The organism is Stenotrophomonas mexicanensis, from assembly GCF_032911605.1.
GTDB classification, from domain to species: Bacteria; Pseudomonadota; Gammaproteobacteria; order Xanthomonadales; family Xanthomonadaceae; genus Stenotrophomonas; species Stenotrophomonas maltophilia_A.
The window spans coordinates 1-16,194 of sequence record NZ_JAWJTG010000035.1; the positions used below are offsets into that span (position 1 = coordinate 1).

Below are 16,194 nucleotides of genomic sequence, written 5' to 3' on the forward strand. Positions count from 1 at the left end.
CCCCCCCCCCCCCCCCCCCCCCCCCCCCCCCCCCCCCCCCCCCCCACGGCCGCTTTTATTGGCAGGCCTCGCAGGCTTCCGGGTTTTCCAGCGAGCAGGCGATGGCTTCGTCCGGGCTGAACACCTTGGCCGGGGCTGCGCTGCTCACCGTGGTCTTGGCGATCTTGGTGGCCGGGCGCGAACGCAGGTAGTAGGTGGTCTTGATGCCCTGCTTCCAGGCGTACATGTACATGGAAGACATCGCGCCGATGTTCGGGCTTTCCATGAACAGGTTGAGCGAGGCCGACTGGTCGATGAAGGCGCCACGCTCGGCGGCCATGTCGATCAGCGAACGCATCGGCAGTTCCCACGCGGTGCGGTAGACCTCGCGCAGCGTTTCCGGAATCTGTGCCACGCCGGCGATGGAGCCTTCGGCCAGCTTGATGGCGTCGCGCATGTCGGCGGTCCACAGGCCCAGCTTCTTCAGCTCGTTCACCAGGTAGCGGTTGACCTGCAGGAAGTCACCGGACAGGGTCTCGCGCTTGAACAGGTTGGACACCTGCGGCTCGACGCACTCGTAGCAGCCGGCGATCGAGGCGATGGTCGCGGTCGGCGCGATCGCGATCATCAGCGAGTTGCGCAGGCCATGCTCCTTGATGCGGGCACGCAGGGCATCCCAGCGCGCGGTGTCTTCCGGCACCACGTTCCAGGCGTCGAACTGCAGTTCGCCACCGGCGGCGCGGGTGTCGTTGAACGACGGGTGCTTGCCGCGTTCCTGGGCCAGCTCGCAGGAGGTTTCCAGCGCGTGGAAGTAGATCGCTTCGGCGATCTTCTTCGACAGAGCGCGGGCTTCGGCGCTGTCGAACGGCAGGCGCTTGCGGAAGAACACGTCCTGCAGGCCCATGCAGCCCAGGCCGACCGGACGCCAGCGCAGGTTGGCGCGGCGGGCGGTTTCGATCGGGTAGAAGTTCAGGTCGATGACGCGGTCGAGCTGGCGCACGGCCAGGCGCACGGTCTCGGCCAGCTTCTCGAAGTCGAACTCGTTGTGCTCGTCGAAGTGGTTGCCCAGGTTGATCGAACCCAGGTTGCACACTGCGGTTTCATCGTTGGAAGTGACTTCCAGGATTTCCGTGCACAGGTTGGACAGGTGGATCACGTTGCCCGGACGCAGGGTCTGGTTGCTGGCGCGGTTGCACTTGTCCTTGAAGGTCATCCAGCCGTTGCCGGTCTCGGCCAGCGTACGCATCATGCGGGCGTACAGCTTGCGCGCGGAGATGGTGCGGTTGGCCTTGCCCTGCGCTTCGGCCTGCAGGTAGGCCTGCTCGAAGGCTTCGCCGAACAGGTCGGTGAACTCCGGCACGACGCGCGGATCGAACAGCGACCATTCCTGGTCGGCCTCGACGCGCTTCATGAACAGGTCCGGCACCCAGTTGGCCAGGTTCAGGTTGTGCGCACGGCGGGCTTCGTCACCGGTGTTGTCACGCAGCTCGAGGAAGTCCTCGACGTCGGCGTGCCAGGTTTCCAGGTAGACGCAGGCTGCGCCCTTGCGCTTGCCGCCCTGGTTCACCGCGGCCACGGACGAATCCATGGTCTTCAGCCACGGCACGATGCCGTTGGAGTGGCCGTTGGTCGACTTGATCAGCGAACCACGCGAACGCACGCGGGTATAGCTGACGCCGATGCCGCCGGAGAACTTCGACAGCTGGGCGATGTCGCCGTACTTGGAATAGATCGACTCCAGCGAGTCCTGCGGCGAATCCAGCAGGAAGCACGAGGACAGCTGCTCGTGGGTGGTGCCGGAATTGAACAGGGTCGGGCTGGACGGCAGGTAGTCCAGGTTGCCCATGCGCTTGTACAGCGCCAGGGTCTCGGATACATCCTCGCTCAGCGCGCTGGCAATGCGCAGGAAGAACTGCTGCGGGGTCTCGATCACCTTGCGGGTGTGCGGATGGCGCAGCAGGTAACGGTCGTACAGGGTACGCAGGCCGAAGTAATCGAAGTTCAGGTCCAGCGAGATGTCGATGGCATCGTTGAGCTTGCGCGCGTTGGTCTGCACGAAGTTCAGCAGGCGGTCGTTGATCAGGCCGACTTCATGGCCACGGCTGACCGACTGCGAGAAGGCGTAGATTTCCTGGCCCGAGACTTCCTTGGCGATGTAGTTGGCCAGCAGGCGCGCAGCGAGGCGGCCGTACTCGGGCTCTTCACCGATCAGCAGGGCGGCGGTGCGGATGGACAGTTCGTCCAGCTCGCGGGTGGTGGCGCCGTTGTACAGGCCGGAAATGGTGCGGGTGGCCACGCGCATCGGATCGACGGCGTGCAGGCCTTCGGAGGAACGCTGCACCGCGCGCACGATCTTGTTCAGGTCCACCAGTTCGGTCGTGCCATTGCGCTTGGTCACACTCATCGCGTTGGCCGTCGGCGGCGACGTCAACAGGAATTCGCTTTCCTTCTCGATGGTGGCGCTGGATTCGGTGGTCACGGCGTGTGTCCTCTTGGCGTGATTGGTGGGTGCTCGATGCATCGGGTGACGCAGCCCGGGACATGACAGCCCAGGATGGCAGGACGGCGTCGCAGGGGATGAGACCCTGCGCCTGCCACTGCCGTTGACGATCGCGGATGGGTACCCTGGGCACCCCCTGGAATTGGGGTTGCTGCGACCGACGGCCACAAGATAGTGGGGGTAATGGGGTCCGTCAACGCCAAATGTAGTGAAATTCGGCAATCCCTTGCGCCGCAAGGATCGTGCCATCGGCGCCCGGATCAGACGCTTCAGACCTGCCGGAACGGGCTGCGCAGTCAAGCCCGAAAGGCGTCATCGCGGTGGTACAACGCACCGCGAAAACGGAACAATGACAGCTTCACATGACAGTGATGAAACTGGCTAGGGACAACCCTGTGGATAGCTGGTGGGCAGCCGGTGGGAAAGCCGGTATGGCCGGACGAATCGCCATCGCGCAGTGACTTTCGGCGGGTGACGGCGCCTGCCGAACGCGGGATGCTGGGGTCCTGCAATGACCGGAAAGGATTCCACCATGCGCCTGTCAGCACCCGCCTTGGCCCTGCTGGCTGCTGTGGTCACCGTACCTGCAATTGCCGCTGACACCCCGAAGCTGCGCGCGGACCAGTGCGGTATCCACACCGACTATGACGTGCTGGTGGACAGCGGTGGCATCTGGCTGCGGCATGGCCCGCAGGCACCGCACGAGGTGGTGTTCCACGATGGCGTGCTGAGCCTGGACGACACGGTCGTGCCGGTCAGCGAGGCCGACGCCGCCCGCCTGCGGCAGATGGAGGCCGGGGCGCGGCAGCTGATGCCGGCGGCCACCGCGCTGGCCCATGAAGTGAGCGGGTTGAGCTTCGAGGTGCTCGACGGGGTCTATGAGAGCCTCACCGGCACCGCCAACAGCCGCAAGGTCCGGCGCCTGCGCCGGCAGGCCGATGACTGGATCGGCGGCACGCTGGGCAAGGGCTACTGGGAACATGCGGTGTTCGGGCCGGGCTTCGAGGCCAAGGTGCAGGACATGGCCGAGTCGCTGTCCGCGTCCATCGCCCGCAGCGTGCTGTGGCAGGTGTTCACCGGCCGCAGCGACGCGATGGAGGAACGCGCCGACCGCCTGGACGCGCAGATGGAACAGCAGCTGGAAGGCCGCGCCGAGCGCATCGAGGCCCGCGCGCAGGCGCTGTGCCCGCTGGTGCAGTCGCTGGCAGACGCCCACGACGCGCTGGAAGTGCGCTACCAAGGCCAGCCACTGCGGCTGCTGGAGCGCGGCGAGAGCGTACGGGTGGAGCACGGCGATGGCTCGGGCCTGCATGTGTCGGCCGGGCCGGATGAGCGGCCGCGTGGGAATGCGGTGGCGCCGACCCGGTAACCGCGCGGCGGATGCCGGCCAGCGGCCCGCACTACCGGAACTCTGGCCGGCAACGCATTTACCTGGGTGGCTCCCTCACGCCCGGTGCGGGGTACCCAGGTACTCGGCGCTCTGCATCTCGATCAGGCGCGAGGCGGTGCGCTCGAACGCGCCCTGCAGGCGCTGGCCGGTGTACAGCTCGATCGGCGAGGTACTGGCGGTGCAGACCAGGTTGACGTGGCGGTCGTACAGTTCGTCGATCAGGTTGACGAAGCGGCGCGCGGCATCTTCGTTCAAACGGTCGAAGGCGGGGATGCCGCCCAGCAGCACGGTGTTGAACTCGTGCGCGATCTCGATGTAATCCGACGGGCCACGCGGGCCTTCGCACAACGCGGCGAAATCGAACCAGGCAATGCTCTTGCCACGGCCGCGCACCGGGATCTTACGGCCTTCGATCTCGATGTTGCCGGGCTTGGCCGGCTGGCCGCCGCTCAGTTCGTTCCAGCGCGTGGCCAGCCACTCATCACTGTCGGCGGCCAACGGTGCGCGGTACACCGGCGAGCGGGTCAGCGCGCGCATCCGGTAATCCTCGGTGCCGTCGGCGTACAGCTCCACGCAGAAGCGCTGCAGCAGGCCGATGGCCGGCAGGAAGCTCTCGCGCTGCAGGCCGTTGAGGTACAGGTTCTCCACCGCCGTGTTGGAGGTGGTGACCAGGGTCACGCCTTCGGCGAACAGGCGCTCCAGCAGCCGTGCCAGCAGCATCGCGTCGCCGATGTCGGTGACGAAGAATTCGTCCAGCACCAGCACCCGCAGGTTGCTGCGCCATTCCTGGGCGATCTTCGCCAGCGGGTCGCTCTGCCCCTGGTGCTCGCGCAGGCGCTCGTGGACGCTGCGCATGAAGCGATGGAAGTGGGTGCGGTACTTCTGTTTGATCGGCAGGCCGTCGTAGAACAGGTCGACCAGGAAGGTCTTGCCACGGCCGACGCCGCCCCAGAAGTACAGACCCTTCACCGGCTCGGGCTTCTTCCAGAACGAGGACAGGCGGTCCAGCCAGCCGTCTTCGGCGCTGTCGACCAGGCCCAGGTGGATGCGGTCCAGTTCGGCCAGCGCTGCGTGCTGGGCCGGGTCGTTCTGCCAGTCGCCACGGGCAACCCCTTCCGCGTACCGCTGCGACGGGGTCAGCTCGGTTGCACTCATGCCGCCGCGCCCAGCCAGTGCTTCACGCCGTGGGTCAGCGCGCCGCGCAGGTCGATCAGCTTGCGGTGGAAGAAGTGGCTGGTCTCGGGCATGCGCACCAGCTCATGCGGGACGTCCAGCGTGTCCAGCCACTGATAGACCGCCTGCGGATCGACGATCTCATCCTGCTCGCCCTGGATCACCAGCCAGCGGACCGGCGGCGCGATGCCATCGAAATCCCAGCGACCGGCCGGCGGCGCGATCGAGATCAGCGCTTCCGGCTGCAGCGCGGCAGCCGCCTTCAGCGATACGAACGAGCCGAAGCTGAAACCGGCCAGCCACAGACGGTCGTCGGGGCGCTGGCTCTGCACCCAGGCGGCGACGGTCTTCAGGTCATCCTGCTCGCCCACGCCGTGGTCGAACTCACCGGCCGACGCGCCGACGCTGCGGAAGTTGAAGCGTACCGTGGCGATGCCAAGCTCGCGCAGGGTGGTGGCGGTCATGGTGACCACCTTGTTGTGCAGGGTGCCGCCTTCGGTGGACAGCGGATGGCAGATGATGGCCACGATCGGCTGCGCCGGCACATCGGCCTTGGGCAGGTCGACGACCACTTCCAGCGGGCCGGCCGGGCCGGCCAGTTCGAGGCAGGCGGTTTCGCCGGGGGCGACGGGGAACGAAGGCTTGTGCATGGCACCATGATACCGTCCCCTGCCCCTGCCCTGTGCCCGCCCCATGCTCTACCTGTCCTTGGCCGTGATCTGCAGCGTGCTGGTTTCGGTGTTGTTGAAGGTGGCCGGACGCCGCCAGCTGGATGTTTCGCAGATGGTCACCTGGAACTATCTGGTGGCGGCAACGCTCACCGCCGTGGTGCTGCAGCCGCCGCTGGACGCACTGCGCGCGCCACATGCCCCGTGGCTGTCGCTGCTGGCACTGGCGGTGGTGCTGCCATCGATCTTCCTGGTGCTGGGCCGCGCGGTGGCGGTGGCCGGCATCGTCCGCAGCGACGTGGCGCAGCGCTTGTCGTTGCTGCTGTCTTTGGCCGCCGCCTTCCTGTTCTTCGGCCAGACTGCGACGCCGTGGAAGCTCGCCGGTCTCGGCCTGGGCCTGCTGGCGATGGTGGCGATCAGCCTGCGCCCGCGCGGCCCGGCGGTGGCGTCCTCACCCGGCGGCTGGGGCTGGCTGCTGGGCGTCTGGGCCGGGTTCGCGGTGGTCGACGTGCTGCTCAAGCAGGTGGCGCTGTCCGGCACGCCGTCGATGGCGGCGGTGCTGGCCAGCTTCAGCGTGGCCTTCGTGCTGATGCTGGCACTTCAGCTGTGGCGGCACGCCAGTGGCCGCAGCCGGTTGGCCTGGCGCAACCTCGGTGCGGGCGCGCTGCTGGGCCTGCTCAACGGCGGCAACATTCTTTTCTATGTGCACGCGCATCAGTCCATGCCGGAGAGCCCGGCCACCGTGTTCGCCGGCATGAACATCGGCGTGGTGGTGCTGGGCGCGCTGGTGGGCGTGTTCGCCTTCGGCGAGGCCACCACGAAGTGGAACCGCGCCGGGCTGGCGCTGGCGGTGCTGGCGATTGGATTGATCGCCTGGGGCTGAGCCCGGCCTCGGGGTCAGAGCCCATTTCGTTGGAATGGGATCCGACCCGGCGCTGGGCGTTATTTATCGAAGCCCAGCAGCAGCGGATCGTGATCGGAACTGCGCCACGGGCCCTGCACGTTGCGGCCCTGGTAGCCGCTGGCGTCCTGTTCGTCGGCATTGCTGTGCCACTCGGCGGCACCGCGCAGGCGCTGGGCCATGCCCGGGCTCAGCAGCGCATGGTCGAGGCGGCCGGTATAGCCGTTGTAGACGTAGCTGTAAGGATGCTCGACCTGGGCGACCTTGAATGCGTCCTGCCAGCCCAGGTCATGCAGGGTGCGGATCGGGTCTTCCATCGCGTAGGCGTTGAAATCGCCCAGCAGCACCACGTCCTTCACCTTCAGGCGGCCAGCTTCGGCCTGCACCCACTGGTTCAACTGCTTTGCCGATTCCACCCGGGTGGCATTCCAGCAACCCTGGCCATCGTTGCGGTCGGCATCGCCGCCGCTGGCATCACGGCAGCCCTTGGACTTGAAATGGTTGGCGACCACCATGAACGGTGCGCCCTTGCCCTGGAAGGCCTGCGCCAGCGGTGCGCGGCTGTGTTCGGCGAAAGGACCGTCGGTTCTGGTCAACGGCTTGCCCAGCGGCTTGAACGCGCTCCTGCGATAGATGATGCCAACCCGGATCGGGTTGCTGCCCGGCCCCTCGCCGGCATCGACGAAGGCCCACTGCTTGTCGGCGGCAAGACCGGCGTTGAGGGCGCTGACCAGTTCGGCGATGGCCGACTGCGGGCCATAGCCATCGTTTTCCAGTTCCATCAACGCGGCGATGTCGGCACCGAGCGCGTTGACCGTGGCCACCAGCTTGCCGACCTGCGCCTTGTGCTCTTCCAGCGTGCGCGCGCCGCGCAGGGTCGGGAAGCCACCGCCCTGGCCATCGCCATTGAAGAAGTTCTCCAGGTTGAATGCAGCGATATGCAGGCTGCCCGGCACCGTCGGCACCGCCGGACGCTTCAGCTCGGGCAACGTGAGTGCACCCTCGACCTGCAGGCGCGGACGGCCCTGTGCATCCACGTGCACGACACCTTCCACATTGCGCAGCTGCATGCCGGTGCGCAGCACCGGGTTGCCCGGCAGGTAGGCCACGCTGGCCGGATCGCGGGCATCGATGCTGTCGTCCAGCAGCAGGCGGCGGCGCTGGTTGTCGGCCATCACCTGCTCGTAGCCGGCAGTACCCGGCGCGGCCACTTCAGTCGGCTGCCAGAGGCGGCCATCGAAGGCCACGGTGAGCTGGCCGAAGCGTTCCAGGCCATCGGTACCGGCCAAGGTGAGCGGTACGGCGATGCGCACGCGCTGGCCATCCAGCGCGCGCCAGTCGGCCGGCGCGGCGGTCAGCACCACGGTGGCGCTGCTGCGCGCGGCGGACGGCGACGCGACCGGTGCGGCCTGCGGCTGGGCCTGGGCAAAGGCGCCGGCCGGCAGCAGCAAGGACAGGGCAAGGGCGAGGGAACGGCGGCGCATCGACGGGCGACTCCATGGAAGAGGCGCACAGACTAACCCTGAAATGCGAAACCCCGCCTGCGGGCAGGGTTTTGACCTTGGTGGGCAAAGCCTGGGGCGTGCCGGCCGCTGGCCAGCAACCTCATGACCTTCGTGCCATGCGTGGTTGCCGGCCAGCGGCCGGCACTACCGGTTACTTCAGGTTGCCCAGCATCCAGTCCACGGTGGCGTGGATCTGTTCCTCGGTCAGCGCCGGGTTGCCGCCCTTGGGCGGCATGATGCCGCCATCCGGACCGGTATAGCCCTCGATGGCGTGCTTGTAGAGAGTGTCCTTGCCCTGTGCGATGCGCTTGTCCCAGTGCGAATGGTCCAGCGTCGGCGCCATGCCCACGCCGGTGGTGTGGCAGGCGGTGCACAGGTTGTCGAAGATGACCTTGCCGTCCTTGGTGCCGCCGTAGGCCACCTGCGAGGCGGCCTTGGCCAGCGCGGCGGCCTTGGCCGCAGCCTGCGCGGCGGCGCCGGTGCTGCCGGCATAGACCGCGCCGGTGGGCGAGATGCGCTGTTCGGTGCGCTTGGCCGCGGTCGGCGACACCTCGGGCGGAATCCGGGTGTGGATGTAAGCGGCAAGGAGGATGAGGCCGAGGGTGATGGTCGCCAGCAGCGCGATCACCATGGAGAAGCGTTTCAGGAACTCCAGATCGTAATTCCGCACTCTTCGTTACCCCTGGCTGATAGTCGTTGGACCACGGCTGAGCGACTGCGTGATGGACCGAGTATAGAACGCGCTTTGCGTGCGACAACAGGCGTCACTGCTGGTGCGGCGCAGCATTCGGACCCGGTAGTGCCGGCCGCTGCCCGGCATCGCCAGCCCGCCGGATGGATCGTGCAGAAGCCGGCCAGCGGCCGGCTCTACCGGATTACCGGGCGCCGATCGCGCGCAGGCAGAAGCTGCAGATCGCATCCACCAGTGCGTCTTCGTCGCGGTGTGCTTCGCGGCTGGGCGCGGTCGGGCCGACCATCGCCTCGGTGAAGGCGCCGACCAGGCAGGCGGCGGCCACATGCGCGTCCTGCGCCGGCAGCTCACCGGCGGCCACGCCCTCCTCCACCAGCCGCAGGAACACGTCGCCGAAGGCACGACGACCACGCATGCGCTCGGCTTCCACGTCCGGGTCGACCGGTTCGACGATGAAGGCATGCGCCAGCCCCGGCCCGGCCAGGGCGCGGCGGACGAAGGCGGTGATCGCCAACCGCAAGCGCTCGCTGGCCACCTCCGGGCCGCTGGCGATGCGCTCCATGATCGCGACCTCGTGGGCCACCGCGGCGTTGAGCACCTCCACGAACAGCTCGGCCTTGGACGGGAAGTGGCGGTAGATCAGGCCGGTGGACACCCCCGCCTGGGTCGCCACGGCGGTCACCGGGGCATTGCGCCAGCCGCCGGTGGCGACCAGCTCACGGGTGGCCAGCAGGATCCGTTCACGGGCCCCGGCCAGGCGTTCTTCCATCAGTGCAGAGCGTTTGTAGGCCATGTTTTGATTCTAGTTTCAATTTTTGAATTTGTATTCACTTCTTACCCGAACCCCGCTACGCTGGGGTCCAATCGCCCGTGCGGGCAGCGGTCCTGCAGACCGCCGCCCGCTCCCCCGCCGGGTGCGTCCATTTCCTGCCATCCCGTCGTGGAGCCACCACAATGCACGTGCCATCCCTGAACTTCGATCTTGGCGAAGACATCGACCTGCTGCGCCAGAGCGTGGCCCATTTTGCCGCCGCCGAGGTCGCACCGCTGGCCGCCGAGGCCGATGCCAGCAACCAGTTCCCGCTGGCCCTGTGGCCGAAGCTGGGCGAACAGGGCCTGCTCGGCCTCACCGTGGAAGAAGAATACGGCGGCACCGGCATGGGTTACCTGGCCCATGTGGTGGCGATGGAAGAAATCTCGCGTGCCTCCGGCGGCATCGGCCTGTCCTATGGCGCGCACTCCAACCTGTGCGTGAACCAGCTACGCAAGAACGGCAACGAAGAACAGAAGCAGCGCTTCCTGCCCGGCCTGTGCAACGGCAGCCTGGTCGGCGCGCTGGCGATGAGCGAGCCGGGTGCCGGTTCGGACGTGGTGTCGATGAAGCTGCGCGCCGACAAGCGCGGTGACCGCTACGTGCTCAACGGCAACAAGATGTGGATCACCAACGGCCCGGACGCCGACGTGCTGGTGGTCTATGCCAAGACCGACATGGAAGCGGGTGCCAAGGGCATCACCGCGTTCCTGGTCGAGAAGGGCATGGAGGGCTTCTCCACCGCGCAGAAGCTGGACAAGCTGGGCATGCGCTCCTCGCCCACCTGCGAGCTGGTGTTCCAGGACTGCGAGATTCCCGAAGAAAACGTGCTGGGCCAGGTCGGTGGTGGCGTGCGCGTGTTGATGTCCGGCCTGGATTACGAGCGCGTGGTGCTGTCCGGTGGCCCGCTGGGCCTGATGGCCGCGGCCATGGACGTGGTCATGCCCTATGTGCACGAGCGCCACCAGTTCGGCGAACCGATCGGCAGCTTCCAGCTGATCCAGGCCAAGATTGCCGACATGTACGTGGGGCTGGGCGCGTGCCGCGCCTACGTCTATGCCGTCGCGCGCGCCTGCGACCAGGGCCGAACCACCCGCCAGGATGCCGCCGGTGCCATTCTGTACGCCGCCGAGAAGGCCACCTGGCTGACCGGCCAGGCGATCCAGATCCTCGGTGGCAACGGCTACATCAACGAGTACCCGACCGGCCGTTTGTGGCGCGACGCCAAGCTGTATGAAATCGGCGCCGGCACCTCGGAGATCCGCCGCATGCTGATCGGCCGCGAACTGTTCCAGCGCACCCTGTAAGGCCAACGCGATGACCGTCCTGAACAGCCAGCTGCAACCGGGCAGCGAAACGTTTGAAAGCAACCGCGCCGCCATGCAGGCCGTGGTCGACGACCTGCATGCCACCCTCGCCCGCACCGCGCTGGGCGGCAGCGAAGCCGCGCGCGCCAAGCACACCGCACGCGGCAAGCTGCTGGTGCGCGACCGCATCGACGCCCTGCTCGATCCCGGCAGCGCCTTCCTGGAAATCGCGCCGCTGGCCGCGCATGGCATGTACGACGATGCCGTGCCCGCTGCAGGCGTGGTGGCCGGCATCGGTCGCGTGAGCGGCGTGGAATGCGTGATCGTGGCCAACGATGCCACGGTCAAGGGCGGTACCTACTACCCGATGACGGTGAAGAAGCACCTGCGCGCGCAGGAGATTGCCGAGCAGAACCACCTGCCGTGCATCTACCTGGTCGATTCCGGTGGCGCCTTCCTGCCGCTGCAGGATGAGGTGTTCCCGGACCGCGATCATTTCGGCCGCATCTTCTACAACCAGGCCAACCTGTCGGCGCAGGGCATCCCTCAGATCGCCTGCGTGATGGGCAGCTGCACCGCTGGTGGTGCCTATGTGCCGGCGATGAGCGACGAGACGGTGATCGTGCGCGAACAGGGCACCATCTTCCTCGGCGGCCCGCCGCTGGTGAAGGCAGCCACCGGTGAAGTGGTGACGGCCGAGGAACTGGGCGGTGCCGACGTGCACACGCGCATTTCCGGCGTTGCCGACCACATGGCCGACAACGACCTGCAGGCGCTGGCACGGGTGCGCGCGATCATCGCGCAGTTGAACTGGCGCAAGCCGGAGCCGGCGATGGCGGTGCAGGCCAACGAGGAACCACTGTTGCCGGCACACGATCTGTACGGGGTGATCCCGGCCGACACGCGCAAGCCCTACGACGTGCGCGAGGTCATCGCGCGCCTGGTCGATGGCTCGCGCTTCGATGAGTTCAAGCCACGCTACGGCGCCACGCTGGTCACTGGCTTTGCGCATCTGAACGGTTACCCGATCGGCATCATCGCCAACAACGGCATCCTGTTCTCGGAGTCGGCACTGAAGGGTGCGCACTTCATCGAACTGTGTACCCAACGCAACATCCCGCTGGTGTTCCTGCAGAACATCACCGGTTTCATGGTCGGCCGCAAGTACGAACAGGGCGGTATCGCCAAGGACGGCGCCAAGCTGGTGATGGCTGTGGCCTGCGCCAAGGTGCCCAAGTTCACCGTGGTCATCGGCGGTTCGTTCGGTGCCGGCAACTACGGCATGTGCGGCCGTGCGTACTCGCCGAACTTCCTGTGGATGTGGCCGAACGCGCGCATCGGCGTGATGGGCGGCGAGCAGGCCGCCAGCGTGCTGGCCACGGTCAAGCGCGATGGTATCGAAGCCAAGGGCGGCCAGTGGCCGGCGGCGGAAGAAGATGCGTTCAAGGCGCCGATCCGCGACCAGTTCGAACAGCAGGGCCATCCGTACTACGCCAGCGCGCGCCTCTGGGACGACGGTGTGATCGATCCGGTCGACACCCGCCGCGTGCTCGCCCTGGCGCTGTCGGCCAGCCTCAACGCCGCCCCGCAGCAGACGCGCTTCGGCGTGTTCCGCATGTAACCCGTGCCATGACCGAGCAAGCTCCTATGAAGCACGTTGCCATGTTCACCAAAGTCCTGATCGCCAACCGCGGCGAAATCGCCTGCCGCGTCATCGCCACCTGCCGCCGCCTCGGCATCGCCACCGTGGCGGTGTATTCCGATGCCGACCGCAACGCGCGCCACGTGCGCCTGGCCGACGAGGCCATCCACATCGGCCCGGCCGCCGCGCGCGAAAGCTACCTGCGCGGCGACGTGCTGCTGGACGCCGCACGCCGCAGCGGTGCACAGGCGATCCATCCCGGCTACGGCTTCCTGTCCGAGAACGCCGACTTCGCCGATGCCTGCGCGGCGGCCGGCATCACCTTCATCGGGCCGCCGGCCAGCGCCATCCGCGCTATGGGCGACAAGAGCGCGGCCAAGGCGCTGATGGCCAAGGCCGGTGTACCGCTGACGCCGGGCTACCACGGCGACCAGCAGGCGCCGGACTTCCTGCGCGCGCAGGCCGATGGCATCGGCTACCCGGTGCTGATCAAGGCCAGCGCCGGTGGCGGTGGCAAGGGCATGCGCAAGGTCGAACGCAGCGAGGACTTCGCCGATGCGCTGGCCAGCTGCCAGCGCGAGGCGGCCTCGGCGTTCGGCAACGACCACGTGCTGGTCGAGAAGTACGTCGAGCGCCCGCGCCATATCGAGATCCAGGTGTTCGGCGACAGCCACGGTGAGGCGGTCTATATGTTCGAGCGCGACTGCTCGGTGCAGCGCCGCCACCAGAAGGTGCTGGAAGAGGCGCCGGCGCCGGGCATGAGCGCAGAACGTCGTGCTGCAATGGGCAAGGCGGCAGTCGATGCCGCGCGCGCGGTGGGCTACGTCGGTGCCGGCACGGTGGAGTTCATCGCCGGCCCGGACGGCGATTTCTACTTCATGGAAATGAACACCCGCCTGCAGGTCGAGCACCCGGTGACCGAGTACATCACCGGCACCGACCTGGTGGAGTGGCAGCTGCGCGTGGCCTCGGGCCAGCCGCTGCCGCTGCGCCAGGAACAGCTGGCGATCCACGGCCACGCCATCGAAGCGCGCCTGTATGCCGAAGATGCCGACCGGGGCTTCCTGCCCTCCACCGGCACCCTGCGCCGCCTGCGCCTGCCGACCCCGTCGGCCCATGTGCGCGTGGATACCGGCGTGGAGGAAGGCGACAGCATCACCCCGTACTACGACCCGATGATCGCCAAGCTGATCGTCTGGGACGTGGACCGCGAGGCCGCACTGCGCCGCATGAGCCAGGCGCTGGCGGACTGCCAGGTGGTGGGCGTGACCACCAATGCCGGCTTCCTGCGCCGCCTGGTGAACACCGATTCGTTCGCGCACGCCAAGCTGGACACCGCGCTGATCGAACGCGAACAGGCGGCATTGAGTGCAGTGGGCGACACGGATGATGCCCTGTGGCAGCTGGCTGCGGTGGCTGCGGTTGCAAGCACGGGCGGCGCCAGCACCGACGCGCGCGATCCGCATTCGCCGTGGCAGGCCCAGGACGGCTGGCGCCTCGGCGCATCGGCACCGCGCGTGCTGCCGCTGCAGCAGGGCGAACGCAAGCAAACACTGAAGGTGTGGGCGCAGGCCGATGGTTGGCGCGTGCAGCGCGATGACGCCGCGCCGGTGCAGGTGCTTGGCACGGCCGATGCGCAGCATCTGACCGTGCAGCTGGGCGAGCGCCGCTGGTCACCGCAGCTGCTGCGCGAAGGCGACCAGCTGTATCTGTTCGGCGCCGATGGCCAGCACCGCTTCACCCTGCACGATCCGGTGGGCGAATCGGACCACGCCGTGGCCGATGCCGGCAGCCTGCTGGCGCCGATGCCGGGCAGGATCGTCGCGACACTGGTCGCGGCCGGTACCGAGGTCAAGCGCGGCACGCCGCTGGTGGTGCTGGAAGCGATGAAGATGGAGCACACCCTGCAGGCACCGGCAGACGGCACGGTGAAGGGTTACCGCGCCAAGGCCGGCGACCAGGTGGGTGATGGTGCGGTGCTGGTGGACTTCGAGGCGGCGTGAACGCCGCGGCGGCGACCGCTCAGCGGTCGTCGCCCACCACCACCCGGCCAGCAGGATCGAATTCGGCGGTGTCCAGCGTGGCACTGCGCCAGCCCAGGCCGCAGATGGCCATTGCGCTCTGCCCGATGCCGTCGAAACCGAAGGCACGATCGACATCGGCATCGTTGATGGCTGCGGTGACGAATGCCGCCAGGCCACGCTCGGTCGCGCACAGGTACAGCAGCTGCGAGATGTGGCCGACATCCAGCGTCACCGCACGATACGCCTTGGCGTGGTTGCGGTACTTCCAGAAGCAGCGGTCGTACCGCGGTGCCAGCACCAGCAGCGCCGGTGCATCGGCGAACCACTCCTGACCGGACAGCATCCGCCGTGCCAGCGCGGGCAATGCATCAGGCGGCGGCGAGGGCAGCGGCAGCACGGCGTGCTGCACCGGGTGGTAGTGGTACAGGCCCGGTGCCAGTCCTTCCACGTTCTGCACCAGCAGGAAACCTTCGGTGGGATGCAGGCCGCCACCGGAGGGCACGTTCTTCTTCAGGAACTCGGTATCACGCTCGACCTTCTGCACCGCGTGGGCCATCAGCGTGCGCTGCAGCACCTGGGCCAGCAGCGGCAATGGCAGCGCGCGCTGCGGGTCGAAATTGCGGCAGGTCGTGCGCTGCGCCAGCAGCGCGTCGAACGCCGCCTCTTCGCTGCGCGGCAACGGCTGGTAGTCGCCCTGCAGGGCCTGCACCACCGGTGGTGGCGGCCCCAGCCGCTGGCGCAGGCCGGCAGCGGTATCCAGACCCTGGCGACGCATGTGCTCCACGCTGTCCACCGCCTGCCAGCGCGCATGGCGATGGGCCAGTGCGGCCAACGGCCACCACTGGCTGCGTCGCAATGCCTCATCACGCATCTGGTGCCCGACCTCATCCGGCGGGTCGGTCAGCACCAGCCCCTGCTCGACCAGGCGCGCCAGCATCGCCGGAGAGGTGCCGGCCGGCGGTTCGCTCCAGCGGTGCGCGCTGAGCTCGCCCAGCAGCTGGCGCTCCTCGGCGTCCACCGGCAGCGGCTGGTCCAGATGGGCGGCCAGGGCCACCCAGCTGATCTGGCTGTCCATCTCGGCCTGGCCTGCCAGCATCGCGCGCAGGTCCAGGGTGACCGACTCGCGGGGCTCGAACATCAGGCTGGCGCAGCGGCGCAGGCGCATGGGTTTCCTTCCTTCTGCCGCACAACCGGCATAGCAGCAACGACCGCGACGCGGCCAACTTTAGCGACATGCACGCCACCGCCCTCAATGGCAGGCTGTCGCGGCCGATACGAGAAACTCAACCTACGGACGATCCCCATGAGCACCCATCCCCGCCTTTCCGCCGAAGACGCCAGCACCCTGCTGGACCACCTCATCGGCAACGACGACTTCCGCAACCACTTCGCCGCATCGCCGGGCGGGGCCCTGGCCTCGATCGGCCTGGACGGTGCCGTTGGCGAGAACGACTGCATGAAGATCGGCACCCTGGCTTCGGTCGAGGAGCTGCGCCGCACCCGCGATTCGCTGCATGCATACCTGAGTGCCTCGACCGCGTCGATGACGGTGGTGTTCTGCTTCGAAGCCGACCGGATCGACGAGCGCGTCAACGCCTGAGTC

The 16,194-nt window shown here is 67.7% G+C and carries 13 protein-coding genes; 6 read left to right on the forward strand and 7 right to left on the reverse strand.

Annotation, left to right across the window (positions count from 1 at the left end; genetic code table 11):
- Positions 1-55: 55 nt before the first annotated feature.
- The gene (locus R1L06_RS14775) at positions 56-2,458 is read right to left on the reverse strand and encodes a ribonucleoside-diphosphate reductase subunit alpha (protein WP_032128210.1); all 2,403 of its coding nucleotides are present in this window, start codon (positions 2,456-2,458) and stop codon (positions 56-58) included.
- Between the two features lie 553 nt (positions 2,459-3,011).
- On the opposite strand from R1L06_RS14775, the gene R1L06_RS14780 reads away from it, so the two are divergent.
- Positions 3,012-3,848, forward strand: coding sequence for a DUF2884 family protein (locus R1L06_RS14780; RefSeq protein ID WP_317218081.1), 837 nt, complete (start codon positions 3,012-3,014; stop codon positions 3,846-3,848).
- 75 nt (positions 3,849-3,923) lie between these two features.
- Here R1L06_RS14780 and zapE read toward each other — a convergent pair whose 3' ends face one another.
- The gene (zapE, locus tag R1L06_RS14785; protein WP_317218082.1) at positions 3,924-5,024 is read right to left on the reverse strand and encodes a cell division protein ZapE; all 1,101 of its coding nucleotides are present in this window, start codon (positions 5,022-5,024) and stop codon (positions 3,924-3,926) included.
- Positions 5,021-5,692, reverse strand: a complete 672-nt coding sequence (locus R1L06_RS14790; RefSeq protein WP_317218083.1) for an alpha/beta hydrolase — start codon at positions 5,690-5,692, stop codon at positions 5,021-5,023. Before R1L06_RS14790 ends, zapE begins: the two co-directional genes overlap by 4 nt.
- Before the next feature lie 43 nt (positions 5,693-5,735).
- Here R1L06_RS14790 and R1L06_RS14795 point away from each other — a divergent pair, with 43 nt between their 5' ends.
- The gene (locus R1L06_RS14795) at positions 5,736-6,593 is read left to right on the forward strand and encodes an EamA family transporter (RefSeq protein ID WP_032128214.1); all 858 of its coding nucleotides are present in this window, start codon (positions 5,736-5,738) and stop codon (positions 6,591-6,593) included.
- A gap of 59 nt (positions 6,594-6,652) precedes the next feature.
- On the opposite strand, the gene R1L06_RS14800 is transcribed toward R1L06_RS14795, so the two are convergent.
- From R1L06_RS14800 to R1L06_RS14810, 3 genes are all read right to left on the reverse strand, one after another.
- On the reverse strand, positions 6,653-8,095 hold the full coding sequence (locus R1L06_RS14800; protein ID WP_317218084.1) for an ExeM/NucH family extracellular endonuclease: 1,443 nt from the start codon (positions 8,093-8,095) through the stop codon (positions 6,653-6,655).
- Positions 8,096-8,267: 172 nt separating this feature from the next.
- Positions 8,268-8,786 carry a c-type cytochrome gene (locus R1L06_RS14805; RefSeq protein WP_005407662.1) on the reverse strand — a complete coding sequence of 173 codons (519 nt, stop codon included), beginning with the start codon at positions 8,784-8,786 and terminating at the stop codon, positions 8,268-8,270.
- A gap of 205 nt (positions 8,787-8,991) precedes the next feature.
- Positions 8,992-9,600, reverse strand: a complete 609-nt coding sequence (locus tag R1L06_RS14810) for a TetR/AcrR family transcriptional regulator (protein ID WP_005407661.1) — start codon at positions 9,598-9,600, stop codon at positions 8,992-8,994.
- A 161-nt stretch (positions 9,601-9,761) separates the two neighbouring features.
- Here R1L06_RS14810 and R1L06_RS14815 point away from each other — a divergent pair, with 161 nt between their 5' ends.
- From R1L06_RS14815 to R1L06_RS14825, 3 genes are read left to right on the forward strand one after another with little or no spacing between them, the layout of a single operon-like run.
- Positions 9,762-10,925, forward strand: coding sequence for an isovaleryl-CoA dehydrogenase (locus R1L06_RS14815; RefSeq protein WP_032128216.1), 1,164 nt, complete (start codon positions 9,762-9,764; stop codon positions 10,923-10,925).
- A gap of 10 nt (positions 10,926-10,935) precedes the next feature.
- Positions 10,936-12,546 carry a carboxyl transferase domain-containing protein gene (locus R1L06_RS14820; protein WP_153674916.1) on the forward strand — a complete coding sequence of 537 codons (1,611 nt, stop codon included), beginning with the start codon at positions 10,936-10,938 and terminating at the stop codon, positions 12,544-12,546.
- Between the two features lie 8 nt (positions 12,547-12,554).
- A complete protein-coding gene (locus tag R1L06_RS14825; RefSeq protein ID WP_373695427.1) occupies positions 12,555-14,570 on the forward strand; it encodes an acetyl/propionyl/methylcrotonyl-CoA carboxylase subunit alpha in 2,016 nt (671 codons plus the stop codon).
- 19 nt (positions 14,571-14,589) lie between these two features.
- On the opposite strand, the gene R1L06_RS14830 is transcribed toward R1L06_RS14825, so the two are convergent.
- Positions 14,590-15,756: a putative peptide maturation dehydrogenase gene (locus R1L06_RS14830; RefSeq protein WP_317218086.1), complete on the reverse strand. Its 1,167-nt coding sequence runs from the start codon at positions 15,754-15,756 to the stop codon at positions 14,590-14,592.
- 138 nt (positions 15,757-15,894) lie between these two features.
- Here R1L06_RS14830 and R1L06_RS14835 point away from each other — a divergent pair, with 138 nt between their 5' ends.
- Entirely contained in the window at positions 15,895-16,191 is a 297-nt protein-coding gene (locus tag R1L06_RS14835; RefSeq protein ID WP_317218087.1) for an NHLP-related RiPP peptide, read from the forward strand.
- Positions 16,192-16,194 lie beyond the last annotated feature (3 nt).